The organism is Deinococcus aquaticus (genome assembly GCF_028622095.1).
GTDB lineage: Bacteria > Deinococcota > Deinococci > Deinococcales > Deinococcaceae > Deinococcus > Deinococcus aquaticus.
The window spans coordinates 1,668,155-1,690,739 of record NZ_CP115165.1; the positions used below are offsets into that span (position 1 = coordinate 1,668,155).

General features: G+C 68.9%; 23 protein-coding genes. 12 read left to right on the forward strand and 11 right to left on the reverse strand.

Annotated elements, in window-relative coordinates; genetic code table 11:
• The first annotated feature begins 173 nt into the window (after positions 1-173).
• Together M8445_RS08090 and msrB are read left to right on the forward strand one after the other, a co-directional pair.
• Positions 174-1,736: an acyl-CoA carboxylase subunit beta gene (locus M8445_RS08090; protein WP_273987228.1), complete on the forward strand. Its 1,563-nt coding sequence runs from the start codon at positions 174-176 to the stop codon at positions 1,734-1,736.
• 106 nt (positions 1,737-1,842) lie between these two features.
• The gene (msrB, locus tag M8445_RS08095; RefSeq protein WP_273987230.1) at positions 1,843-2,295 is read left to right on the forward strand and encodes a peptide-methionine (R)-S-oxide reductase MsrB; all 453 of its coding nucleotides are present in this window, start codon (positions 1,843-1,845) and stop codon (positions 2,293-2,295) included.
• A 58-nt stretch (positions 2,296-2,353) separates the two neighbouring features.
• Here the strand turns inward: msrB and M8445_RS08100 are convergent, their stop codons facing one another.
• The 3 genes from M8445_RS08100 to M8445_RS08110 form a co-directional block, all read right to left on the reverse strand.
• Positions 2,354-3,193, reverse strand: a complete 840-nt coding sequence (locus M8445_RS08100; RefSeq protein WP_273987231.1) for a CAP domain-containing protein — start codon at positions 3,191-3,193, stop codon at positions 2,354-2,356.
• A gap of 152 nt (positions 3,194-3,345) precedes the next feature.
• The gene (locus tag M8445_RS08105; RefSeq protein ID WP_273987232.1) at positions 3,346-4,038 is read right to left on the reverse strand and encodes a hypothetical protein; all 693 of its coding nucleotides are present in this window, start codon (positions 4,036-4,038) and stop codon (positions 3,346-3,348) included.
• Between the two features lie 233 nt (positions 4,039-4,271).
• Positions 4,272-5,723, reverse strand: a complete 1,452-nt coding sequence (locus tag M8445_RS08110) for a magnesium chelatase ATPase subunit I (protein WP_273987234.1) — start codon at positions 5,721-5,723, stop codon at positions 4,272-4,274.
• Between the two features lie 128 nt (positions 5,724-5,851).
• Here M8445_RS08110 and M8445_RS08115 point away from each other — a divergent pair, with 128 nt between their 5' ends.
• Both M8445_RS08115 and M8445_RS08120 read left to right on the forward strand, forming a co-directional pair.
• Positions 5,852-6,199, forward strand: coding sequence for a hypothetical protein (locus M8445_RS08115; protein WP_273987235.1), 348 nt, complete (start codon positions 5,852-5,854; stop codon positions 6,197-6,199).
• Between the two features lie 66 nt (positions 6,200-6,265).
• Positions 6,266-6,853 carry a DUF2268 domain-containing putative Zn-dependent protease gene (locus M8445_RS08120; RefSeq protein WP_273987237.1) on the forward strand — a complete coding sequence of 196 codons (588 nt, stop codon included), beginning with the start codon at positions 6,266-6,268 and terminating at the stop codon, positions 6,851-6,853.
• A 3-nt stretch (positions 6,854-6,856) separates the two neighbouring features.
• Here M8445_RS08120 and M8445_RS08125 read toward each other — a convergent pair whose 3' ends face one another.
• The 4 genes from M8445_RS08125 to M8445_RS08140 all read right to left on the reverse strand — a co-directional run bounded on the left by M8445_RS08125 (position 6,857) and on the right by M8445_RS08140 (position 9,979).
• On the reverse strand, positions 6,857-7,360 hold the full coding sequence (locus tag M8445_RS08125; protein WP_273987238.1) for a hypothetical protein: 504 nt from the start codon (positions 7,358-7,360) through the stop codon (positions 6,857-6,859).
• Between the two features lie 114 nt (positions 7,361-7,474).
• Positions 7,475-8,419: a hypothetical protein gene (locus tag M8445_RS08130; protein WP_273987240.1), complete on the reverse strand. Its 945-nt coding sequence runs from the start codon at positions 8,417-8,419 to the stop codon at positions 7,475-7,477.
• Positions 8,420-8,495: 76 nt separating this feature from the next.
• Positions 8,496-9,422: a DMT family transporter gene (locus tag M8445_RS08135; protein WP_273987241.1), complete on the reverse strand. Its 927-nt coding sequence runs from the start codon at positions 9,420-9,422 to the stop codon at positions 8,496-8,498.
• 35 nt (positions 9,423-9,457) lie between these two features.
• Positions 9,458-9,979, reverse strand: a complete 522-nt coding sequence (locus M8445_RS08140; protein ID WP_273987242.1) for a DUF1697 domain-containing protein — start codon at positions 9,977-9,979, stop codon at positions 9,458-9,460.
• A 64-nt stretch (positions 9,980-10,043) separates the two neighbouring features.
• On the opposite strand from M8445_RS08140, the gene M8445_RS08145 reads away from it, so the two are divergent.
• Genes M8445_RS08145 through M8445_RS08160 form a run of 4 tightly spaced genes read left to right on the forward strand, consistent with a single transcriptional unit; the run spans position 10,044 to position 13,039 of the window.
• Complete coding sequence (locus M8445_RS08145) at positions 10,044-10,484, forward strand: GNAT family N-acetyltransferase (RefSeq protein WP_273987243.1); 441 nt, start codon at positions 10,044-10,046, stop codon at positions 10,482-10,484.
• 4 nt (positions 10,485-10,488) lie between these two features.
• Positions 10,489-10,890 (forward strand): hypothetical protein, encoded by a 402-nt coding sequence (locus M8445_RS08150; protein WP_273987244.1) that lies wholly within the window; start codon positions 10,489-10,491, stop codon positions 10,888-10,890.
• Between the two features lie 45 nt (positions 10,891-10,935).
• Positions 10,936-12,381, forward strand: coding sequence for an Asp-tRNA(Asn)/Glu-tRNA(Gln) amidotransferase subunit GatB (gatB, locus tag M8445_RS08155; protein WP_273987246.1), 1,446 nt, complete (start codon positions 10,936-10,938; stop codon positions 12,379-12,381).
• Between the two features lie 16 nt (positions 12,382-12,397).
• Positions 12,398-13,039 carry a hypothetical protein gene (locus M8445_RS08160; protein ID WP_273987248.1) on the forward strand — a complete coding sequence of 214 codons (642 nt, stop codon included), beginning with the start codon at positions 12,398-12,400 and terminating at the stop codon, positions 13,037-13,039.
• 61 nt (positions 13,040-13,100) lie between these two features.
• Here M8445_RS08160 and M8445_RS08165 read toward each other — a convergent pair whose 3' ends face one another.
• The 4 genes from M8445_RS08165 to M8445_RS08180 all read right to left on the reverse strand — a co-directional run bounded on the left by M8445_RS08165 (position 13,101) and on the right by M8445_RS08180 (position 19,226).
• Complete coding sequence (locus M8445_RS08165; RefSeq protein WP_273987249.1) at positions 13,101-15,167, reverse strand: cation:proton antiporter; 2,067 nt, start codon at positions 15,165-15,167, stop codon at positions 13,101-13,103.
• A gap of 95 nt (positions 15,168-15,262) precedes the next feature.
• The gene (locus M8445_RS08170; RefSeq protein ID WP_273987250.1) at positions 15,263-17,308 is read right to left on the reverse strand and encodes an ATP-binding protein; all 2,046 of its coding nucleotides are present in this window, start codon (positions 17,306-17,308) and stop codon (positions 15,263-15,265) included.
• 44 nt (positions 17,309-17,352) lie between these two features.
• Complete coding sequence (locus M8445_RS08175) at positions 17,353-18,663, reverse strand: sensor histidine kinase (protein WP_273987251.1); 1,311 nt, start codon at positions 18,661-18,663, stop codon at positions 17,353-17,355.
• The gene (locus tag M8445_RS08180; RefSeq protein ID WP_273987252.1) at positions 18,660-19,226 is read right to left on the reverse strand and encodes a hypothetical protein; all 567 of its coding nucleotides are present in this window, start codon (positions 19,224-19,226) and stop codon (positions 18,660-18,662) included. The genes M8445_RS08175 and M8445_RS08180 overlap by 4 nt, the downstream gene beginning before the upstream one ends.
• A gap of 140 nt (positions 19,227-19,366) precedes the next feature.
• Here M8445_RS08180 and M8445_RS08185 point away from each other — a divergent pair, with 140 nt between their 5' ends.
• The 4 genes from M8445_RS08185 (at position 19,367) to M8445_RS08200 (ending at position 22,537) form a co-directional block, all read left to right on the forward strand.
• Entirely contained in the window at positions 19,367-20,326 is a 960-nt protein-coding gene (locus tag M8445_RS08185) for a carbohydrate kinase family protein (RefSeq protein ID WP_273987254.1), read from the forward strand.
• Positions 20,323-21,354 (forward strand): endolytic transglycosylase MltG, encoded by a 1,032-nt coding sequence (gene mltG, locus M8445_RS08190; RefSeq protein ID WP_273987256.1) that lies wholly within the window; start codon positions 20,323-20,325, stop codon positions 21,352-21,354. Before M8445_RS08185 ends, mltG begins: the two co-directional genes overlap by 4 nt.
• 143 nt (positions 21,355-21,497) lie before the next feature.
• On the forward strand, positions 21,498-21,704 hold the full coding sequence (locus M8445_RS08195; RefSeq protein ID WP_273987258.1) for a hypothetical protein: 207 nt from the start codon (positions 21,498-21,500) through the stop codon (positions 21,702-21,704).
• Complete coding sequence (locus M8445_RS08200) at positions 21,701-22,537, forward strand: DUF421 domain-containing protein (protein ID WP_273987260.1); 837 nt, start codon at positions 21,701-21,703, stop codon at positions 22,535-22,537. The genes M8445_RS08195 and M8445_RS08200 overlap by 4 nt, the downstream gene beginning before the upstream one ends.
• Positions 22,538-22,585 lie beyond the last annotated feature (48 nt).

The window sequence follows — 22,585 nt, forward strand, 5'->3', positions numbered from 1 at the left end:
GAAACCGTTCCATCCGGGCGGATGCGAGTGGGAGCAGGGCGGAATCCGTATGAGGACGAGAAGATAGAAGTTGTCGGGGATGGGGGTGGAGGTCAGGCTGTGCCCCTGCCCCTGCCCCCTGTTCCTGGTGCAGTCACGGCCGCGCCTAACGCGCGTTTGGATACCATGCAGGCATGACAAATCCGGGCGTGGAGTTACAGGAACTGATCGCGGCGATGGAGCAGCGCCGCACGCGGGTCGAGCAGGGCGGCGGGCCCGAACGCCTGAAGAAGCAGCGGGACGGCGGGAAACTCACGGCCCGTGAACGGATCGACGTGCTGCTCGACCCCGGTTCCTTCCTGGAGATGGGCACGTTCGTGGAGCACCGGGGCGGCCGCCTGATGCAGGGCGTGGACGCGCCGGGCGAGGGCGTCGTGACCGGGCGCGGCACGATCCAAGGGCGGCAGGTGTTCGTGTTCAGCCAGGATTTCACGGTGCTGGGCGGCTCTCTGGGCAAGATGAACGCCGCGAAGGTCACGAAGATCATGGACATGGCCGCCAGGACGGGCTGCCCCGTGATCGGCCTGAACGACAGTGCCGGGGCGCGCATTCAGGAAGGCGTGGATTCTTTAAGCGGGTACGGCGAGATCTTCTACCGCAACGCCGTCTACTCGGGAACCGTACCGCAGATCAGCGCGATCCTCGGCCCCTGCGCGGGCGGCGCGGTGTACTCGCCGGCCCTGACGGACTTCATCCTGATGAGCGGCGGCAGCAGTTACATGTTCATCACGGGCCCCGAGGTCATCAAGTCCGTCACGCGTGAGGACGTGACCTTCGACTCGCTGGGCGGCGCGGACGTGCACACCCGCAAGAGCGGCGTGGCACACCTGGAGTACGACGGCGACGAGGCGGTCCTGGCGGGCGTGCGGGACCTGCTGGGCTACCTGCCACAGAACGCCCGCGAGAAAGCCCCCAGCCAGCCGACCAGCGACCCGGCCGACCGGACGAACGAGAAACTGCTGGACATCGTCGTGCCGGACCAGCGCAAACCGTACGCCATGCACGCCGTGATTCACGAACTGGTGGACGACGGCACCTTCCTGGAAATCCAGCCGAACTGGGCGAAGAACATCGTGGTGGGCTTCGCGCGCCTGAACGGCGAGTCCGTGGGCATCGTGGCGAACAACCCGCGTGTCATGGCGGGTACCCTGAACATCGACGCCTCGGACAAGGCCGCGCGGTTCATCCGCACCTGCGACTGCTACAACATCCCGATCCTGACGCTGGTGGACGTGACGGGCTTCCTGCCGGGCGTGGCGCAGGAGCACGCCGGGATCATCCGGCACGGCGCGAAGATGCTGTACGCGTACGCCGAGGCGACCGTTCCCAAGGTCACGCTGATCACCCGCAAGAGTTACGGCGGCGCGTACCTCGCCATGAACAGCCGCGACATGGGCGCCGACGTGGTGTACGCGTGGCCGACCGCCGCTGTGGCCGTCATGGGTGCCGAGGGCGCGGCGAACATCGTGTACCGCCGCGAAATTGCGGGCAGCGACAATCCCGACGCGACCCGCGCGCAGAAGATCGCGGAGTACAAGGACGCCTTCGACAACCCCTACGTGGCCGCCAGCAAGGGCTACATCGACGACGTGATCCCCATGGAAGACACCCGCCGCGTGCTGATCCAGACCTTCGCCATGCTGCGCGACAAGGAAGAGGCCCGGCCCTACAAGAAGCACGGCAACATCCCGCTGTAAGGAAGGTGTGGGCTGTGGTGAGTGGGTGGGACGCTGGCCCCGACCCGCTCACCACTTCCTACTCTCGGTCACCGTCGTGCGGGGCGCTCGCGCCTAGACTGCCCGCATGACTGACAAGCCGTTCGTGAAACCGTCGGATGCCGAGCTGCGCGAGCGGCTCTCGCCCGTGCAGTACAGCGTGACCCAGCACGAGGGCACCGAGCGGGCCTTTACCGGCGAGTACTGGGATCACACCGGGGAAGGCATCTACGTGGACGTGGTGAGCGGCGAGCCGCTGTTCTCCAGCCTCGACAAGTACGACGCCGGGTGCGGGTGGCCCAGCTTCACGCAGCCCATTCCCAGCGTGACCCTGACCGAGAACACGGATTACAGGATCGGGTACGCCCGCACCGAGGTCCGTTCGGTCGCGGCGGACTCGCACCTGGGGCACGTGTTCCCGGACGGCCCGCAGGACCGGGGCGGGCTGCGCTACTGCATCAACTCGGCCGCCATGCGCTTCGTGCCGCTCGCGGAGCTGGAAGCGCAGGGGTACGGCGAGTACCGGCAACTGTTCGGGTAAGGCTCATACGAGAGGAGGGGGAGGCTGCGACAGGCCTCCCCCTCCTGCGCTGCGTGCTTCAGCGCGCGCCGAAGTCCTGCACCCAGTAGTGCTTGTAGGTGCTGGTGCTCGTGTAGGCGTACCCGACGCCGAGTTCCTTGAACGCGGGATTCATGATGTTCTTGCAGTGGCCCTCGCTGGTCAGCCAGCCGGCGACGACCTGCGCGGCGGTGGCCTGCCCGGCGGCGATGTTTTCGCCCCAGGTGCGGTAGGCGTACCCGGCGGCGGCGATGCGCTGCGCGGCGGTGCGGCCGTCCTTGCTGGTGTGGCTGAAGTAGTTCTGGGCGGCCATGTCGGCGGCGTGCCCCTGCGCGGCCTGCCCAAGTTGGGCGTTCAGGGTCAGGGCGGGCGCGGCGGCGTATGGCGTCGCGCCGCAGGTGCGTGCCTGGGTGCGGGCGGCGTTCACGAGGTCCAGGACCTGCTGCGCGAATCCCGTGGCGGGCGCGGGGGCCGGTGTCGGGGACGGGCTGGGCGCGGTGATGGCGCCGCTGACGGTCAGCGGGAAGTCGATGAAGGCCGCCGCGTTGCTGGTCAGGGCGGCGCGGACGGTGGCGTTCCCGCTGCCCACGGGCGTGACCAGTCCGGTCTGCGTGACGGTGGCGACTGCCGCGTTGCTGGTGGTCCACACGAGCTGGCCGGCCGTGGGGGCGCGGCCGCCGACCGTGACGGTCAGTTGCTGTGGCTGCCCCAGCGTGAGCGTGACGGGACTGGCGACGCCCTGCGGGGCGAGCGTATCGCTGATGGTGCCGGCCGTGTCGGTCGGCGCGGCGGGGCTGCTGGGACTGCCGGTGCCGCCGCAGGCGCTGAGGGTCAGGATCAGCAGGGCGACACCAGCGCCGCGCAGGGGTTGTGGAAGCATGAGCGCATTAGAACGTGCCGAAGTCTCTTTACCATGAGGAAATCTTTCTCATTTCTCATGTCTGCTTAGACAGGCTGCCGGTGGGCGGAAAGCCTGCCTTTGCGGGAATTCTCACACGAGGGTTTTCTCATGACTTTCAAATGGAAAGCCGGTCAGTTGTGGTTCTCATGCTCGCCGGTCAGCAGGCCGTACGTCACGGGCTCTTGCCTGCCCAGGCCCGCCCACCCGTCCGGAACCGTCACGCGCAACCCGTCCCCCAGTGCCGCCGCCGCGTCCAGCAGCGCCGCGCCCGCACTGGCATCCAGCGCGCCCCACAGATGCGCCGCGCCGCCCGCCCCGCGCGCCTGCCACAGCAGCGACCCTGCGGCCTGCCCGTCCCGGTACGCCATCAGCAGCGCGAAGGCCCCGGCGGCGGCCTCCAGCGGCCCCGCCAGTTGCCGCGCCAGTCCCGCCGCCCACTCCGGCGTGCCGTGCGCCGCGCACAGCGCCCCCGCCCACGCGCTCAGGTGCAGGCGGCCCACCTGCTCGACCACCACCGAGGCGTCAGGCGGGTCCGGTTCACCGACCCAGTCGCCCACCCACACCCGCGCCACCGGCTGCACCGCCAGCCCCGCCGGGGCATCCGCGCCCGCCCACGCCACCAGCGGCGGCAGCCCCTGCCCCTCATGCCAGTCCTGCACGGCCCGCAGGTCCACGTCACCCACATCACCCGGCAGGAACGTCGCATTCAGCGCCAGCACATTCACGCCCGGCGTCAGCAGCGTCACTGCGCCCCCCTGCTCCCGCTGCACCACTGACAGCGGCGCGTGAAACTCGATCAGATCAGCCAGGGCAGAGGGCAGCACCCCACCAGGGTAATAGGAAGCAGGCAGCAGGAAATGGGGAGCGGATGGGACGCCCGCCCCGATCCACTCCCCGCTGTCTGTGCTTCGCCTGCTGTCTCATACGGATTCCGTCTGTTTCGTTGACAGATCGGAACACCACCGATCTGCCAACTCCACGCCCGGAACCCGTTCCGCTCCCACTCGCATCCGCTCGGATTGAAGGAGCTTTGCAGCCCCTTCAATCGGAGTCCGTATCAGTTCCAGCGGCCGCCGCGCTGCTGGCGCGTTTCGGCTTCCGGCGCGGCATACAGTTCCTCGGCGCGCGAGAGTTTCTTGCGGCCGTACAGGCCTTCCAGGATGAACTCGGCGGCACTGACGCGCACGGCGTCGTCGCTGCTCGCGGCGACCTCGGCGGCCAGATCACTCAGGCCTGGCACTTCCCCGGCGGCTTTCAGCGCGGCGGCGCTGTCCCCACCCTGCGGGAAGCGGAACACATTCCCAGCCTCGAACCATTTCTCTAGGTCGCGGGTGTTCGCGCTGCCGTAGTTGCGGGCGTACGTGGCCCCGGCCGCCTTGCGGATCACGTCCCGGGCGACCTGATCGGCGCCCTTGAGTTCACCCTCGTACTCCAGTTCCATCTTGCCCGTGATGGCCGGCAGGCCCGCGTACACGTCACTGACGCGCACGACCGGGGCGTCCCCGGCCACGAGGCTGCGGCGTTCGGCGTTCGCGGCGGCGACCTCCATCAGCGAGATCGGCAGACGCTGCGACACGCCGCTCAGTTTGTCCACGCGGCCGTCCTCGCGCGCCTGGAACGCGATCTCCTCGATCAGTTCCGCGATGAACGGCGGCACGATCACACCCTCGGCCCGCGCGGCCTCCTGCGCCGTGATGTCCATGCCCAGGCGCACGTCGGTCGGGTAGTGCGTGCGGATCTCGCTGCCGATGCGGTCCTTGAGCGGCGTGACGATCTTCCCGCGCGCCGTGTAATCCTCGGGGTTCGCGCTGAAGACCAGCATCACGTCCAGTTCCAGCCGGACGGGGTAGCCCTTGATCTGCACGTCCCCCTCCTGAAGGATGTTGAACAGCGCCACCTGCACCTTCGGGGACAGGTCCGCCAGTTCGTTCACCGCGAAGATCCCCCGGTTAGCGCGCGGCAGCAGCCCGAAGTGCATGCTTCTCACGTCGCCCAGGCTGGTGCCCAGACGCGCCGCCTTGATGGGGTCCACGTCGCCCACGAGGTCCGCGACCGTCACGTCCGGCGTCGCCAGTTTCTCCACGTACCGGTCGGCGCGTGGGAGCCAGCGGATCGGCAGGTCCATCCCATGCGCCTCCAGCAGGTGACGGCCCTCCGCGCCCACCGGGTTCAGCACGTCGTCCGGCATGTCCACGCCCGCAATGACCGGCACTTCCTCGTCCAGCAGGCCCGTGATGGCCCGCAGAATCCGGCTCTTCGCCTGACCGCGCAGGCCCAGCAGAATGAAGTTCTGCCGCGCCAGCAGCGCGTTCACCAGTTGCGGAATCACCGTGTCGTCGTACCCGACCACACCGGGGAACAGTTCCTCGCCGCTGCGCAACTTGCGGGTCAGGTTCTCCCGCACCTCGTCCTGCACCAGCCGAATGCGGCCGTCGAACGGCGCGCGCCCGGCGTACTCTGCCGTCTGAAGCAATTCACCCAACGTTCTCGCCTTCGTCGTCACCGTCATGATGGGCGGAACGTACCACGCACCCACACGCGGGAATGTGCGGCTTGCTGGGAATTCCTCACCGCCGCGCCCGCCCGGAAGCCGCAACCTCGCGTGCAGGCCGGATCGCCACCCACTACGCTGACCGTATGACCAGCACCCGGACACCCACCAGCCCCGCCGCCACGCTGCTGCTGATCCCCGCCGCCGCACTGACCGTCTGGGCACTCGCCGCCGCCGCCCCCGACCTCCAGACCAGCGGCAGCGTCCGCATCCTCCTCTCCGCCGCGTTCCTGCCACTGACCCTCATCACCGTCAGCCGCCTCCCCTGGACCACCTTCGCCCTGCTCGCCTGCGGCTGGATCCTCGGCATTCTGGGCCTCACCGTCACCCTCGCCGGAACCGCCAGCTGGGCCACCGGCGCGCCCGCCGTCCTGCTTGCCCTGGGCAGCGCCGCCGGATTCTTCCTGCTGCGCCGCAAGGAGGGCAGCGAGTAAACCCAGGTGAACGTCCTGCATGTCATGAACGCGGCCGGGACCCTGCCTTCGCCCCTGGCGGATGAGATGAGGCGTGTGCTGGAGGCGACCCTGCAACGCCACACCGCTCAGCTGGGTCTGACCGGCGTGGACGTGGCCCTGCGGGTGCTGCCCTGGGGGCTGCCGGAAACCGGGATTCACGGATTCGCCCCCACCGGGTCATATGTGGAACTGACGGTCAGTCCCGATAACCCGGAGTTTCTGCCCGGCTGGCGCACCGAACTGCCCGCCACGCTGGCCCACGAACTCCACCACGCCCGCCGCTGGCGCGGTCCCGGTTACGGCCGCACCCTGCTGGAAGTGCTGGTCACCGAGGGCCTCGCCCAGCACCACGAACGGACCGAGCGGGCCGGGCAGGCACCCCCTTACGCGCAGGCCCGTATCGACCGGGCCGCCCTGTGGCAGAGGGCGCGGCCGCTGCTCCAGACCAGCGACTTCGGGTTCGAGGCGTGGTTCTACGGGTCCGGGGCACACGGCCTGCCCCGCTGGGCCGGGTACACCCTGGGATTCGAGCTGGTCGGCCACGCCCTGAAACGCCTTGGGGGGACCGCTCAGGATCACGTTGACACGCCTGCTGCGCCCATTCTGAACGCAGCGGGCGACGCCTTCCCTTAGGATTTACCCCCCGCTGCTGCTGCTGGCGGCGGAGGCGTCGTGCGCCTGCTGGTCTTCGAGGGCCTTGTACGCGCAGGCGGCGGCCAGAGCGGCGACCTCCACGGGCACTCCGCCGAGGGTAAGGTTCACATCCTTGCCTTCCACGATTCCGCCGATGCGGCCGTGCAGGCGGTCACCGCTGACATGCAGGTCGATGTCCTTGCCGTCGATGCGGCCAGAGTAACGGCCCGGGACGCGGTCGCCGCTGATCTGGAGGTGCACGTCGTCCCCGTCGATGTGGCCGCCGAGGCGCACGCTGACGCTCTGGGCGGTCACGTCGCCGTCGGCGTCGAACCCGGCGAAGGTGCCGCCGATGCGGCCGTCCACGTCCCCGGCGCGGACCGTGAGCTTGATGTCCTTGCCCTGGAAGGTCCCACCGATGCGACCGTCCAGTCGTTCGCCGTTCCAGTCGGCGTGCAGGTCGTACCCCTGGGTGATGCCGCCGATCCGTCCGTTCAGTTCGCTCATGTCAGGCAGTACGCGCCGGGCGGGCGGTGGGTTGCCGGGCACACAGGGATCCTTGGGATTGACCCGAGGCAGGGCGCCTCTGTTGTGTTGGGTTTCCCGCTGACGCGCTGCCGTTCAGTACGTGAATTCGAATTTCACGTCGTACTGCTGAAGGCTCTTGGTGCCGTTCATGCGGGTCTGGCCGGGACGGGGGGTGAGGGCGAAGGTGGCGGTCAGGGTGCGTTTTCCGAAGGTGCGGCGCACGGTGCTGATCAGTTCGGAGCCCTTGCGGGTGCTGCTGGTGGTGGCCCAATCCTGCGCGTTCAGGCGGCCCACGTAGGCGGCGCGGACCTGCTCGGCGCTCAGCGAGGAGAAGACTTTCGCGTACGTTTTGTAGTACGAGCCGCTGTACTCGTTGCCGCTGGGTTCGATCAGGGCTTCGGCGGGGGCGGGCAGGACTGGGATGGTCACGCCAGAGCTCAGCAGGGTCTGAAGCGGGTCAACCGCATTTTCGTAGACAGATTCGTAGGCATTCGGGGTTGTCCGGGCTCTACCGGAAGGGCAGGCGGCGCCGAAGGCCTGGAACGAATAGTTGACCTGCGTCAGCCCGGATCCGTTCGGGAATACGTTGATGTTCATCTGACCGCCCAGGCCGGGTTTGCACAGCAGCGGCGCGCCTCGGGTGGTGCTGCCCGGAGCGTCCTGAAAGACCTCCATAGTGGGGTTGGTGGGGTACATGTCCAGCCACCCGTCCCGGCGGAGCAGGCCCTCAGCGATGGCGCTCGCCGTTTCGGGATTCAGGGTGGTGCGTACGACGACTTTCGTACTGAACGGCTGGATGACGCTGCCCACGACCGTGCGGTTCATGAACGGCGCTACCCGGAAGGGCAGGTCAGGTGCGATCACGCCGGGCAGAAAACCGTTCGGGTCGAGGAGGTCCGTGGCGGACAGCAGTAGGTCAAGCTCGGCGTCTGTCAGTCCCTGCAGTGGAGCGGCGCTCTGGGCAGACGCCGGTCCGGGCAGACCTGCACCGATGGTGAGCAGGGCGAAACAGCCGGCAGCGCGTATGGAGGGAAGCATGTAATCACGGTACCGTGCGGGTTGAACGCGGGGTGCCTCAGGTGTGGCGCGCGCCCGCCTCCTTCGGCTGGACTGGTCACGGTCCGTCCTGTCGTAAGGGGGCGGTGGGTTGCCGGGCGGCGAGGGCAACGCCTGCCACGCACAGCAGCAGGCCGCCCAGCGAGAGGGTGCTCAGGCGTTCGCCGTACAGCGCCCAGCTTTCCAGCACGGCCAGTGGCGGCACGAGGTAGAAGAGGCTGTTCACGCGCGCGGCGGGCAGGTCGCGCAGCAGGCGCATGAGCAGCAGGATCGCCCCGACCGACAGGACCAGCACCAGCCACGTGAGGGACAGGATGAATTCCGCGTTCCAGTGGATCACGCCGCCCCCGCGCGCCAGGGTGACGGCCCCGAGGGCAGCGGCGCTGACGACGTACTGCGCGGCCGTGCCGCCCAGCAGGGGCATGTCGGCCCCCACGCGGCGCTGGTAGAGGGTGCCGGCGGTGGTGCACAGGAGCGCGAACGCGGCGGCCAGCAGGGCGGGCAGGCTGGCTGACTGACCGCTGCTGGTCTGACTCCCGATGCCCTGGCCGCCCACGACCAGCAGCACACCCGCAAAGCCCAGCAGCAGCCCCGCCCACTGCGGCCGCGTGACCCGCTCGCCCAGCACCGGCCAGGACAGAAAGCCGGTCAGCAGGGGCTGCACGCCCACCAGCACGCTGGTGATTCCGGCGGGCAGGCCCAGCCAGATGGCGGTGGTCACGCCGCCCAGGTACCCGGCGTGCAGCAGCAGGCCCGTCACGCCCGCGCGGCCCGCCTGCGCCCGCGTGGGCCACGGGGCGCGCAGCGCGGCTGTCAGGGCCAGCATCAGCAGGGCCGCCAGGGCAAAGCGGACGGTCAGGAACGCGAACGGGTCGGCGTTCCGGGCGGCACCCTTGGTCCCCAGGAAGCCGGTGCTCCAGAGCAGCACGAACAGCAGCGGCGCGGCCGACAGGAACGCGGCGGGCGGGGACTTCAGGCGGGCCATGCGGTAGGCTACGGCAGGAACGGGCGGCGCGCGGCTCAGGTGTCCAGCAGGGCGGCGATGGCCCCCACGGTGCGCTCGTTGCGGACGGTCACGCCCACGCCCAGCACCCGTTCGATCACGGCGGCCGACAGCTTCATGGTCCGCACGCCGTCCGGGACCGTCTGGTACAGCGTCTGCCCCACGATCTCCCAGCGTTCCGGCGTTACGTCCCGGGCACGCAGGGCCTCCACATGCTCCGGGGCAGGCGGGTCGCGCAGGAACGCCACCACGACCGCCTCGCTGCGCAGGTGGGCGGGGCAACCGGTTGCCGCTTCCTGCCACTCGTGCGCCGTGCGGAGCGTCACGGGCACCGGGAAGCCGAACTGCGCTTCCAGCGCCGCCTCCAGCCGCCCGCGCAGGTCCGGTTGGGGGTCCGCGCTGAACACGGCGTTCCCGCTCTGGATGTACGTGCGGACTTCCCGCAGGCCCAGACCGGTCAGCAGGGCGCGCAGGTCGGCCATGGGCACCTTGCGCCGCGCTCCCAGGTTCACCGCGTGCAGCAGCGCCACGAAAGTCATATGCAGCCGTTCTACCAGACTCCGCGCCGCCGGGCGCGCTCCTGTGCGGCAGACTGGGGACCTGATGCGTCCTGTCACTCCGGCCGATGCGGCCACCGTCGCCGCGCACCGCTACCCGGACGCCCGGGACCTCCCCGAGCGGGCCGTGTACGCCGCGTGGGTGGAATCCGCTCTGCGGGAGGGGTCGTACCTGGGCTTCCTGCTGGAGGGTGGGGGAGAGGTGATCGCCGGGGCGGGCGTGACCCTGCTGCACTGGGGCCCCACGCGCGGCGACCCGCAGCCGTGGCGGGCGCGGGTGGTGAACGTCTGGACGCACCCGGACTGGCGCCGCGCCGGGCACGCCCGCACGCTGGTCATGGCCTGCCTGAACGCGCTGCGGGAACGCGGGATCACGCGCGTCAGCCTGGGCAGTAGCGACATGGCCCGCCCGCTGTACGGGGCGCTGGGTTTCGCGGCCAGCACGCACGAGATGAACCTGATACTGCGCGCCGCGCAGGCAGAATAGCCACATGACTTCCTTCAAGCGTGCCTTCACGCAGGCGACCGCCCGGTACGGCCGATTCGGGCACGCGGCACACCTGTTCGTCGCGTGGACGCTGCTGCGCGACCGGCCCGCGCTGGCTGCCCTGGCCGAATTCCGCGCGGGCCTGCGCGCCCTGGCCGACAGCCTGGGCCTTCAGGACAAGTACAGCGAGACGCAGACCGTCGCGTGGTTCTTCGCGGTGCTCGACCATCTGGACCGCACCGGGAACAGTGCGGAGGACTGGGAGGCGTTTGAGGCCCGTAACCCGGACCTGTTCACCCCGGCCTACCTGCACGCCTTCTACCTGCCCGGGGTGCTGAACAGTCCGGCGGCGCGGCTGCACTTCCTGCCGCCTGAACCGGCGCCCGGATCTGCCGGGACCTCCTAGCCCGCGCAGGCCGGTGCCGTGCGGCGCGGCGGTATCCTGCGTGGCATGTCGTATGTGGCGGTTATTGGTCTGGAAGTTCACCTGCAACTGAAGACAAGGTCCAAGATCTTCAGCTCGTGCCCGCAGGAGTATCACGGGGCGGACCCGAACACGTTCACGGACCCGTTCACGCTGGGCCTGCCGGGCACGCTGCCCACCCTGAACCGCGAGGCGGTGGAACTCGCCATGATGTTCGGGCTGGGCCTGAACTGCGACGTGAGCGGCTTCACGCAGTTTCACCGCAAGAACTACTTCTACCCGGACGCCCCGAAGAACTTCCAGCTGTCGCAGTACGACCGGCCCATCGCGCGTGACGGGTTTCTGGATGTGACGCTGCCGGGCGGCGAGGTGAGCCGCGTGCGGATCAAGCGGGCGCACCTGGAGGACGACGCGGGCAAACTGACGCACCCCACGTACGCGCCGTACTCCATGCTGGACCTGAACCGCGCCGGGTCCAGCCTGCTGGAGATGGTCACCGAGGCCGACATCACCGGCGCCGAGCAGGCCCGCGCGTTCCTGGAGAGCGTGCAGGCCATCGCGCAGGCGCTGGGGGTCAGTGACGCCACGCCCGAGGAAGGCAAGATGCGCTGCGACGTGAACCTCAGCCTGCACAGGGTCGGCGAACCGTGGGGCACCAAGTGCGAGGTGAAGAACCTCAACTCGTTCCGCAGCGTGGCGCGCGCCATCGAGTTCGAGACAGTGCGGCAGGCCCGCATCCTGGACGCCGGCGGGCGCATCACGCAGGACACCCTGGGGTGGGACGAGGGCGGCCAGAAGACCTTCCTGATGCGCACCAAGGAAGGCGAGGCGGATTACCGCTACTTCCCCGAGCCGGACCTGCCCCCGCTGGACATCACGCCCGAATGGATCGCGCGCGTGCGGGAGCGCATGCCCGAACTGCCCGCGCAGAAACTGGACCGCTACCGCGCGGCGGGCGTGCGCGAGGCCGACGCGCAGACCCTGAGCCTCAGCATGCCGCTGTCGCGTTTCTACGACGAGGCCCTGACCGGCGAACCCCAGTCCGGTGCACAGCCTGACGCCCAGAAACTGGCGAACTGGCTGCTGGGTGACGTGTCCGGCCTGCTGGCCGCGCAGGAGCGCAGCGTCGCGGATGCCGACCTGAACCCCGCGCACCTGGCCGCTCTGGTCCGCCTGATCGACGCGGGCACCATCAGCGGCAAGATCGCCAAGGACCTGCTGCCCGACGTGATGGCCGGCCACGACCCGGCCACGCTGGTGCAGGAGCGCGGCCTGAGCGTCGTGACCGACACGGCCGCCATCGACGCTGCCATCGACGCCGCCATGACCGCCGACCCGGCCACCGTCGAGAAGGTCCGCGCGGGGAACGCCAAGGCCATGAACGCCCTGTTCGGGCCGGTCATGAAAGCCATGGGCGGCCAGGCCAAACCGGAAGTGGTGCGCGAACGCCTGAGCGCCAAGCTGGGCCTGTGAACGGCGCGGGGCGCGCGTGACCCCGGCCCGCTGGCGGTCCCTGGCGCTGGGTGCGCTGTGGGTGCAGGTCGCGGCGCTGCTGGGCACGGCGGCGTTCTCGCTGTGGCGCTCGGCGGACTTCAGCCGCTACTTCAACGCCGCCGAGGCCCTGCTGGCCGCGCTGGTCATGGCGTGGTGGACCACGCTGCTGGGCCGCGCCCTGAACGCCCAGCCCACGCCCGGAACGGACGGCGTGCAGCGCGCCCTGACGCTGGTCTTCCCCTGGCTGACCTCGCTGCGCGGCGCGCTGTGGGGCATGACGCTGTTTGGCGTGCTGGGCGGCGCCACCCCCGAGGCGAACCCGGTGGCCCTGACGGCCCTGCTGACCATCTGGGGCGCGGCGATCATTGCCAGTAACGCCACGTACGGCAGCCTCGCGCGCGTCAGCAGCGAGCCGCTGGCCGCCGCGCCCCGCCGCAAGCTGATGGACTGGCTGAACCTCTCTGCCGCCCTGAGCCTCGGCATGGCCGTCCTGAACGTCGTGCCCATCCCCGGCTTCAGCGGCGACCCGGACCTGAGCACGCAACTCGTGTACGGCCTGGGCGGCCTGCTCGACGTGACCGCCACCCTGCTGGCCCTGCGCGCCCTGCAGGTGCAGCCCGTTCCGGGCGGGGAATAGGGGAAAGTTGATGGTTGATGGGTAATAGGGGCTGGTCCTCTATCACCCATGCTCCATCTACCTATTTCGTCCAGTGGTGCTCGTAGCAGTACGCCCAGGTTTCGCCCGGTTCGGCGCTGCGGATGATGGGGTGATCCTGCCGCCGGGCGTGCGCGGTGGCGTGTTTGTTCTTGCTGGAATCGCAGCAGCCGACGTGTCCGCAGGTCATGCACACCCGCAGGTGAACCCAGGTGTCGCCCAGCGCCACGCATTCCAGGCACACGTCCGCCTCCGGGGTGACCGGCCCGGCGTTGTGCGCGGCGTGATCGCACTGCGCGCGTTGCGTGGCGCTGAGGGTCACGGCGGGATGCTCGGCGAGGTGGCGGGTGATGTCCGCGCGCGTCACCTCGGGTGGCGTCAGCAGGTCCAGGATTCCGGCGGCGATCTCCCGGCGGGCGCTCAGGATGTGCTGCGCGCCCAGCTGTTGCAGCCCGTGAAAGCCCTCGCTGGACGTGGCCTGCGTGATGATGTTCAGGTCCGGCGCGACCGAGCGGGCCACGCTCACGGCCCGCTCGGTCATCTCGGTGTCGTCGTCCGCGATGACCAGCGCGCGGGCCGAGGCGATGTTCAGTTCGCGCAGCAGACCGGCCCGCGTGTAATCCGCGATCAGCACGGGCGCGCCCCGCCCCTCCAGTTCACTGGCCCCGTCCGGGTTGCGGGTGATGACGCTGTACGGCAGTCCCGCGCGGCTCAGGGCGCGGGCCGCGAGGCGGGCGTGCGCGCCGTACCCGGCGAACACCACCCGCCCCGACACCGGCAGGCCGTGCGCCTCGCCGCCCCCCGCAGGGACCGCGCCCGGCACGCTCCCTGAGCTGCCGGCACCGCCACCCGCCGCGCTGGCCAGTGCCGGTGCGGGCAGGCGGCGGCCCAGCGCGTCCGCCAGGGCGTTCAGGGCGGGCGTGAACGCCATCAGCAGCACCGTCGCCGCGATGAACACCCCGCCCCCCTGCGCGCCCATGCCCGCGAAACTCAGGCCCAGCGCCGTACCCGTCGTCGCCAGCACGAACGAGAACTCACCCACCTGCGCCGTCAGGAACGCCACGGGCAGCGCCGTCCGCGTGGACTCGCCCAGCAGGCGCACGCTGACGAACGTCACCAGCACCTTCAACGCCACGATCAGTAGCGCCGCGCCCAGCACCACCCCCAGGTGCCCCACCAGGAACCCCAGGTTCAGCTGCAACCCCACCGACAGGAAGAACGCCGCGCTGAACAGAATCTGCAGCGGCAGGATCTCACCCATCGCCTGCGCCCCGTAGCGGCTCTCACTGACCAGCAGCCCCGCCAGGAACGCCCCCAGCGCCAGACTCACGCCCGCCATGGCCGTCAGGCTCGCCGTGCCGAAACACAACGCCACGACCGTCAGCAGGAAGATCTCGCTGCTGCACGTGCGCGCCACGACCTCCATGATGGGCGGAACGATCCGCCGCGCCGCGATCAGCACGAACGCAATGATCCCGCCCGCCTTCGCCAGTGCGACCAGCACGCCCAGCGCGCCCCCACCCTGCCCGGCCAGCATCGGGATCAGCAGCACCATCAGCACCACCGCCAGATCCTGGAAGATCAGGATGCCCAGACTCACCTGCCCCGCCGGGCCGTTCGTCTCACCCCGCTCGCCCAGCAGGCGCATCACGATCGCCGTGCTCGACAGCGCGATCAGGCAGCCCGTGAACACCGCGTCCGGCGCGCCCACGCCCGCCAGCAGCAGCGCCCCCGCGCCCGCCAGCACCGTCAGGCCCACCTGCAACCCGCCGCCCACGAAAATCTGCCGCGCAATCCGCGACAACCGCTCCAGGCTGAACTCGATCCCGATGGTGAACAGCAGCAGCATCACGCCCACCTCGGACGCCGCCGAGATCAACTCCTGATCCCGGATCAGACCCAGCGCGCCCGGCCCCGCCACCACACCCGCCACCAGAAACCCAATGATCGGAATGAGCCGCAACCGGAACGACAGGTACGCCGCCAGCGCCGACACGCCCAGCAGCAACGTCAACTGCAGTAGAAACGCCGGCGGCCCCGTGTGAACTTCCGGAGCGGCGGCCAGGGCAGACCCGGCCAGCAGGGGCAGCAGGAACAGAAAACGCGACATGCCCCAGCATGGCACCCCCACCCCCCGACCGTCAGGGGCCGGGCAGATCAGGCAGTGGGCAGATCAGGCAGTGGGCAGTTCAGGCGCGGGCCAGATCAGGCGCTGGCCGGCGCACCCAGCACCAACCCCGGCGTCGCCGGCAGGTACACGAAGAACGACGCCCCCTCACCCGGCCGCCCCTCCGTCCGCACGTGCCCCCCATGCGCAATCACCACGCGCCACACATCCGCCAACCCCAACCCCAACCCCTCAAACGACTGCCCCGCCGGCAACTGACTGAACACCCGGAACAACCGCTGCGCCGCCCCCGGATCAAACCCCACTCCGTTATCCCGCACCTCGATCACGTGCATGCCCCCCTCCAGACTGGCCCGCACCACCACCCGCGCCCCCTCCCGACCACGGGAATGCTGCGCCGCGTTCGCCAGCAGATTCCGGAACACCAACCCCAGCGCCGCCGGATCACCCACCACCACCGGCAACGGATTCACCACCAACTGCACCCCGTCACCCAACGCCAGCTCCGTCCACGCCTCCCCAACCAACTCACCCACCGACACCGGCCGCGACTCCAGCGGCTTCAAATGCCGCTCCGCGTACCGCAGCAGCCCATCCAGAATGTCCGACATCCGCCCGATCGACTGCACCACCGCGTCCGCATGCAGCGCCCGCTCCGCCTCCGGCACGCTCACCAGCAGGTCCGCGTGCCCCATCACCAGCTGCATCGGCGTGCGCAGGTAATGACTCAGCGACCACGCGAACGCACTCAGTTCCTCATTCGCCGCCTGAAGCTCCCGCGTCCGCTGCTCCACCCGCGACTCCAGATGCGCGTGCAGCGCCGCCACCTCACCCCGCGCCTGCCCCAGCGCCGTCCGCTGAATCTCCGCGACCGCCTGCGTCCGCTCGAACTCCAGCTCTGCGAACGCCACCTCCAGGCGCTGCTGCTCGGCTTCACGGTCCAGACGCACCTGCAATTCCCGGTGCTGCTCACCAACCTCGTACGCCTGCCGGAACTCCCCAAGCGCCGCGTACCCACGCGACGACACATGCAAAGCCCTAGACCACAGCTTGGGGTTCTTCTTGCTGCTCTCAAGCAAATTCATTGCTAGCGAAGAGTAGTGAAGTGCTTGCTGACTGCTGTGTGATAGCTCTAATTCGGCTAGATTAATCGCGGTCTCGGCTTGGCTTGTTATGGGGCCGATCTCGGCGAAAATTTGCAGGCTTTCTATAAAAAATAAGCGAGCCTTGTCTATTTCTCCTTGGCCTCTGTATGCCTTGCCGAGAATATCTAAGGCATTAGCTCTTATCTTAAACACTGGACTTTTGTGAAGTTCGCGCTTTTCTACTATATCTATCGCGTCATTATATTGGTGTAAATCTACAATAATATCAGCTTTGTTTACTAAAAGAAATCTTTCGTGTAAAACTGTTGGAGAGTTATCAATTTCTTCTAGATAACTATCGATAACGAGGAGAGCCTCATTGATTTTTCCTATCTCCCTGTATATAGCGGCCATTTGCAGAACTACAACAGCCCTACGATCACCTTGGCAATTAAGATGGGCGCTCCGTATTTCTCTTATTGCTCTTGGAAAATTACCTAATGAAGAATAAATAGAAGCAAGATTGCCGGATATTGTTGATTGGCTTTGCATGTCTTCTTTATTACGCGCTATTTCTCTTGCTTCATTCAATTTTGATATCGCATCATCTATTTTTCGCCGCGAGTAGTCTATTCCGGCAAGAACATTGAGAGCTGAAATCTTCTCTGAGTAATTCTCGAAAGAATGGTAGATTTTCAGGAGAAGCAAGTAGTCAGACCCAATATCTTTATACTTATTATTGTTGATATAGCTTTGCAATCTTTCTTTGACAACAAGCGCCAGGATTTCCTTTTTGCCCCCCGATTTCTCTTCAGCCTGTGCAAATAGATTTAGGCTCTCGTCAAAAAATCCGAGATGTAGCTGAGATACACCTATGGCGACCAAGATCGCTGACTCTGCTGCATGGTCAGCATCTTCCTTTGCCTGCTTTAAAAGGGCCGCCGTCAGCTCCATGACCACCTGAGGCTCCTGCTTGGCCTTCCTGATCAGGTCATACAGGTGGGTGAGGTCGAGGGGGTTGGGGTGGGCGTCGGGCATGAGCTTTCAGGGTAGTACATCGGGTGGGGTGGTTGCGGGTGGGGTCAGGGGGTGGGGTGTTCGGGGGTGGGGGGTGGTTCGCTGGTGGGGAAGGTGACGCGGGCTTCGAGTCCGCCGCCTTCGGGGGAGTGCAGGGTGATCTCGGCGTGGCTGGCGCGGGCGAGTCGGCGGGCGACGGGTAGGCCCAGGCCCTGGCCTTCGCGGTGGGGGGTGCCGGGTTTGCGGTAGCCGACGTCGAACACGCGTTCGAGCAGGTCGTGGGGCAGGCCGGGGCCGTTGTCGAGGACGCGGATCATGGGGCCGCGTTCGGGTGTGGGGCCGTCGAGGGTGATGAGGATCAGGTCCTGGGAGTAGCGTTGGGCGTTCTCGATGAGGTTTTCCAGGATCTGGCGCAGGTGGTTGGGGTCGGCGTGGACGTGGGTGGGTGTGGGGGGGCGGCGGGTGCGGACGCGTTCGGTTTCCAGGCGGCCGAGCAGGGCGTTCAGGTCGGTGCGTTCGGGGCGGGGTTCGATGTTCACATACATCAGTTCGAGGCGTTCGAGGTCGGTGCGCACGGCGAGTTGCGCGGCCTGATCTTCGATGGTGCGTAGCAGGTGTTCGCGCAGGCGGGGGTTGTCGGTGCCGCGCAGGGCGTCGGTGGAGAGCAGCAGGGCCTGGAGGGGGCGGCGGAGTTCGTGGGCGGCCATGCCGAGGGCTTCGCGGTGCTGGGCGTCGCGGGCGGTGCGGGCGTTCTGTTCGCGGCGGGTGGTGTTCAGGGCGCGCAGGATCAGGGCGGAGCCGAGGCTGCCGCTGAGGAGCGCGGCGAGCAGGACGGTGATCTGCATGAAGTGCAGGTTGCGGGTCAGTTCGTCGCGCACGCCGGTCAGGTGGGTGTGCGCGGCGGAGTTCAGTTGTTCGGCGATGCGGACGGCCCGTTCGGCGTCGGCGGGGGTGCCGCTTCTGATCAGGGGAACGATGTCGTTCAGGCGTACGCCGGCGTCGCGTTCCCGTTCGGGTAGTTCGGCGAACAGGGAGTCCGGGTGGTCGCCGGTGGCCTGCTTGTTGGCGGCCAGGATGTCCGAGAGGACCTGGTAGCGTTTGGTGGTCTGCTGGGCGGGTGTGGCGTCGGGGTCCGTGGTGGTGCGGGCGTACTGCAGCACGCGGTTCAGGAACCTCTGGTAGTTGTAGCCGCTCCAGGTGGTTTGCGGGTTGTTCAGGGACTGGAAGGCGGGCAGGAACGCCACGGTCAGCAGCGCGACCGACAGGAGGGTGGGCAGCAGGGCCAGTAGCAGGTCCTGGCGGCACAGCAGGATGCCCAGCAGGCGGCGCGGGGTGGTGGTGGGGGCGGGGTCCGCTGTGGGTGTGCTGGGGGTCATGGGGTGCGGGGGCTGACGCCCGTGACGTACCACGCCCACTGGCTGCCGTACTGGCTGGTGGGGAAGCGGCGGTCTGGGGGGAACACGATCAGCAGGGGGCCTTTGTTCAGGATGGGGACGTCGCGGCCGTCGGCTTCGTACGCGACCATGATGGGCGCCTGCCGGTAGTCGTCGGCGCGGATGATGGCAATGAAGCCGTCGTCGGCGGTGACGCGGATGTCGCGGCCCAGGAACCCGCCGCGCTGCGCGAGGTCCCGCAGAGGCACGCCCCGGTACGTGAAGGTCTGCTGGAGTTGGGGGTGCCGGCTGGCGTACTGCGCGGCGGGCAGGGCGCGCAGCTGGTTCAGGGTCAGGCGTTCGGTGCGCGTTCCGGTCAGGGTCAGCAGGGCGGGTTCGCCGGACCGGGCTTTCGGGAAGGGCCGGGCGGTCTGCACGTACTGAAAGCCGCTGCTGCCGGGCTGGGCGCTGGCCGGGGCGCCGGGTTCGGCGTCGGCGGCGTTCAGGCCCAGCGTGCCGGCCAGGAGCAGGCCGCACAGCAGCAGGTGTGACTTGTGGGGGAACACGCCCTGCATGCTAGCGGTTCTGACCCGCCGGTCTCAAGACCTTCCGCCCGGCGGGTGGGAAGACCGGGGGCCGGGGGGGGGTGCTGGGCGGTGCGGGCGTGTCCGGGGCCGCGCGGGCAGGCGCTATGCTCTGTGCTGGAATGACTGACCGTAAACCTCTTGTTTCGCTGGGTGACCTGACGTGGGACGTGCTGGCGAAACCCGACACCATGCTGCTGCCGGGCGGCGACAGCACGGGCCGCATCGAACTGTCCGGGGGAGGAAGCGCCGCGAACCTGGCGGTGTGGGCCGCCCGCTGCGCGTACCCGGCCCGGTTTACCGGCAAGATCGGCCTGGACCGCTTCGGGGAACTGGCGACCGCTGAACTGCACGCCGAGCACGTGGGCACGGACCTGCTGCTCAGCCGGGAGCATCCGACGGGCGTGATTCTGGGTCTGATCGACCGGCGCGGGCAGCGGGCCATGCTGACCGGGCAGGGCGCCGACTGGGAACTGCTGCCGGAGGAACTGCCGCTGGACACGCTGCGCGGCGCGGCGCACCTGCACCTGACCGCCTGGAGTCTGTTCCGCGATCCGCCGCGTGCGGCGGCGCTGATGGCGGCCGGGGTGGCGCGCGGGGCAGGCGCGACCCTGAGCCTGGACCCCGGTAGTTTCCAGATGATTCAGCAGATGGGCCGCGAGTCGTTCCTGCGGGTGCTGGAGGACGTGCCGTTCGACGTGTTCTTCCCGAACGACGACGAGGCGCGCGCCATGAGCGGGCACGCGGACCGGCACGCGGCCATGGACTGGTTCCGGGCGCGGTACCCACGGGCGCTGATCGTCATGAAACTCGACGAGGACGGCGTGATGATTGAGGGTCCGGCGCAGGCGCGGGTGCAGGTGCCGGCCACGCAGGACCGCGTCATCGACGCCACGGGCGCCGGGGATTCGTTCGGCGGGGCGTTCCTGGCCGGGTGGCTGACGCACGGGGACGCGGTGCGGGCGGCGGGTCTGGCCGTGCAGGTGGGCGGCTGGGTCGTGTCGCGGTTCGGGGCGCGCCCCCCGGCCGACGCGGACCTGCATGAGCGGTTACGGCGTTACGGCGTGACGGTGGCCCTGTGACCCGCCTGGGAGCGCGGCGCGGTCTGCCTGTGTGGGTACGGGTGCTGCTGGTCCTGCTGCTGCTGGCGTTGCTGGCGGTGGGGGGCGCGCTGCTGTACGCGCGCAGTCTGCTGGGCGCGGCGGGCGGTGGGGCGTACACGCTGGAAGTGAAACCCGGTGACACGCTGGGCGGCGTGGCCCGCACCCTGCAGGAGAAGGGTGTCGTGAAGAACGCCGACGCGCTGCGTTTCATCATGCGGCGCAACGGCACGGCCGGCAGCCTGAAGGAGGGTCTGTACGACCTGAACGGGCAGATGACGGCCGCGCAGGTCGCGGAGAAGCTGGCTGGCCCGGCCCGCATTCCAACAGTCGGCGTGACCATTCCCGAGGGGCGGCGCGTGAAGGACCTGCCCGCCATCTTCCAGAAGGCCGGGTTCGACGGCGCGGCCATCCTGAAGGCACTGCGGGACACCAGCCTCAGCCCGTACGCCAGGGGTCAGCCGGACCTGGAGGGCTTCGTGTTCCCCGCCACGTACGAGTTCCGCCCGGCGGAAACGCCCGCGAAGATCGTGCGGACCATGCTGGACCGCATGCAGACCGAGTTCACGCCCGCGAACGTGGCGGCCGCCAAAGCCCTCGGCCTGGGCGTGCGTGACTGGGTGATCCTGGCCAGCATGGTGCAGGCCGAGGCTGCCAACGACGCCGAGATGCCGGTCGTGGCGGGCGTGTTCCTGAACCGCCTGCGCGACGGCATCGCGCTGGGCAGCGACCCGACCGTCGCGTACGGGCTGGGCAAGGACCTGCCGGAACTGGACCGCAGCGCCGGGGACTTCACGAAGGACACGCCGTACAGCACGTACACCCGCCAGGGCCTGCCGGCCGGGCCGATCAACAACCCCGGTCAGGCGGCGCTGCTGGCCGTCCTGAAGCCCGAACGCAAGATGGCGGACGGCCGGGACGCGCTGTACTTCCTGCACGGCCTGAACGGCAAGATCTACGTGAACAACGATTACGCCGCGCACCTGCGGGACGTGGCCCGCTACCGCTGAAGCAGGCCCCAGGGGGCGGGTCGTGGTCACTGTGGACTGCGCCCGCCCCTTCTGCGTGCCCGCGCCTGCCGGGCTGGATGGGCGCGCGTGTTCCTGAACCGTTGCTCAAGACCCGGTTGTGTGTGTCCCACTACACTCCGGGCATGAACGGACAGGCTGAGCGCGGGGCGAACCGCGCGTTTCTGGAACGGCGCAACGCCCTGTGGAGCCGCCTGCGGTCCCTGACGCCGGAAGGTGACGGCGTGCCGGGGGCGGACTTCGAGGCGACCCTGACGGAACTTTCAACCCTGACCGGCTGGGACCGCGCGCGCATCCTGGCCGGGCTGGGCCTGCCGGTCAGGCAACCATGAGCGCCGAGATCGTTCCGTTCGACTGGGCGCGGATGCTGCTGGGCGACACGCCCCCCCTGTTCCTGCTGGAGATCGTGTTCCGCACGGCCGTGATGTTCCTGTGGCTGGTGCTGCTGCTGCGCGTGACCGGCAAGCGCGGGCTGGCGCAACTCAGTCCGCTGGAGGTCGCCATCGTGATCGGGCTGGGGTCGGCGGCGGGCGACCCGATGTTCTACCCGGAAGTGCCGCTGCTGCACGCCATGCTGGTCATGGCGCTGGTCGTGGGCCTGCAACGCCTGATCGCGCATCTGGTGATCGTCAGCGAGCACGTCGAGACGTTCGTGGAGGGCACGCCGGTCGAACTGATCCGCGACGGCATCCTGACCCCACTGGGCATGGAACGCGCGAACCTGAGCCGCGAGGACGTGTTCGAGCGCCTGCGCGCCCAGGGCGTGCGGCAACTGGGCGCGGTGCAGCGCGCGTACTTCGAGCAGGATGGAAACCTGACCGTGTTCACGCACCCGCACGACCCGCCGCCGGGCCTGCCGGTCGTGCCGCCCTGGGATCTGGAACCGCCCCGTGAACTGGGCGTGGCCGAGGCGCAGGCGTTCGCGGGCCCGCTGGCCTGCCTGCGCTGCGGTCAGGTCCGGCCCGCCCCGCGCGCGGGCCCCCCGGCCGGCGCACCGCAGGAAAGCAGCGGGGCGTGCGCGTGCGGTGAAACCCGCTGGACGCCCGCCCTGACCGACCCCCTGGACCCGCAGGCCACCCAGACTGCCACCCCGGACGGCCCCCCGGACTCCGGCGAGCCGACCGACGGCGGAACGGGTTCTCCGGCCGCCACTGGCCCACGCTGAGCGCCTCCTGCCGCGCCTCACGGCTGCGGCGGCGACGGCCTGCGCTGG

Coding starts and splice junctions, on each gene's coding strand:
- M8445_RS08120 (WP_273987237.1), top strand. CDS start 6,266: ATGAGGCGTGTGCTGGAGGCGACCCTGCAACGCCACACCGCTCAGCTG.
- M8445_RS08145 (WP_273987243.1), top strand. CDS start 10,044: ATGCGTCCTGTCACTCCGGCCGATGCGGCCACCGTCGCCGCGCACCGC.
- M8445_RS08200 (WP_273987260.1), top strand. CDS start 21,701: ATGAGCGCCGAGATCGTTCCGTTCGACTGGGCGCGGATGCTGCTGGGC.
- M8445_RS08170 (WP_273987250.1), bottom strand. CDS start 17,308: ATGCCCGACGCCCACCCCAACCCCCTCGACCTCACCCACCTGTATGAC.
- M8445_RS08165 (WP_273987249.1), bottom strand. CDS start 15,167: ATGTCGCGTTTTCTGTTCCTGCTGCCCCTGCTGGCCGGGTCTGCCCTG.
- msrB (WP_273987230.1), top strand. CDS start 1,843: ATGACTGACAAGCCGTTCGTGAAACCGTCGGATGCCGAGCTGCGCGAG.
- M8445_RS08100 (WP_273987231.1), bottom strand. CDS start 3,193: ATGCTTCCACAACCCCTGCGCGGCGCTGGTGTCGCCCTGCTGATCCTG.
- M8445_RS08090 (WP_273987228.1), top strand. CDS start 174: ATGACAAATCCGGGCGTGGAGTTACAGGAACTGATCGCGGCGATGGAG.
- M8445_RS08175 (WP_273987251.1), bottom strand. CDS start 18,663: ATGACCCCCAGCACACCCACAGCGGACCCCGCCCCCACCACCACCCCG.
- M8445_RS08150 (WP_273987244.1), top strand. CDS start 10,489: ATGACTTCCTTCAAGCGTGCCTTCACGCAGGCGACCGCCCGGTACGGC.
- M8445_RS08125 (WP_273987238.1), bottom strand. CDS start 7,360: ATGAGCGAACTGAACGGACGGATCGGCGGCATCACCCAGGGGTACGAC.
- M8445_RS08195 (WP_273987258.1), top strand. CDS start 21,498: ATGAACGGACAGGCTGAGCGCGGGGCGAACCGCGCGTTTCTGGAACGG.
- M8445_RS08115 (WP_273987235.1), top strand. CDS start 5,852: ATGACCAGCACCCGGACACCCACCAGCCCCGCCGCCACGCTGCTGCTG.
- M8445_RS08135 (WP_273987241.1), bottom strand. CDS start 9,422: ATGGCCCGCCTGAAGTCCCCGCCCGCCGCGTTCCTGTCGGCCGCGCCG.
- M8445_RS08130 (WP_273987240.1), bottom strand. CDS start 8,419: ATGCTTCCCTCCATACGCGCTGCCGGCTGTTTCGCCCTGCTCACCATC.
- gatB (WP_273987246.1), top strand. CDS start 10,936: ATGTCGTATGTGGCGGTTATTGGTCTGGAAGTTCACCTGCAACTGAAG.
- M8445_RS08140 (WP_273987242.1), bottom strand. CDS start 9,979: ATGACTTTCGTGGCGCTGCTGCACGCGGTGAACCTGGGAGCGCGGCGC.
- M8445_RS08110 (WP_273987234.1), bottom strand. CDS start 5,723: ATGACGGTGACGACGAAGGCGAGAACGTTGGGTGAATTGCTTCAGACG.
- M8445_RS08185 (WP_273987254.1), top strand. CDS start 19,367: ATGACTGACCGTAAACCTCTTGTTTCGCTGGGTGACCTGACGTGGGAC.